This is a genomic window from Bradyrhizobium sp. Kon56, assembly GCF_055807635.1.
This window is the reverse complement of record NZ_JBVVOU010000659.1, coordinates 1-233: the sequence shown is the minus strand read 5'-3', so window position 1 is coordinate 233 and position 233 is coordinate 1. Positions and strand designations below refer to the sequence as shown.

At 57.1% G+C, this 233-nt stretch carries 1 pseudogene; it reads left to right on the top strand.

Annotated features, from left to right (window positions below):
* Window positions 1-233, top strand: a pseudogene (locus AC0L3B_RS40420) (hypothetical protein); the annotation flags it as partial.

Here is a 233-nt window from a genome sequence, read left to right as displayed (position 1 = left end):
CCTGACCAGCCTCGATATCCTGCTACGCATGCACGGCTACGACGTGACGATGGAAACCCACGCTGATCGCCTGCTTGCGCATTTGTATGCGAGGCCCGTTGATCTGGTGTTGATGGACATGAATTTTCGCAAGGACACGACGTCAGGCGTGGAAGGGCTGCAACTGCTGGCCGAAATGAAGAAATTCGATGATTGCTTGCCGGCTGTGGCGATGACCGGGTGGGGAAGCGTCG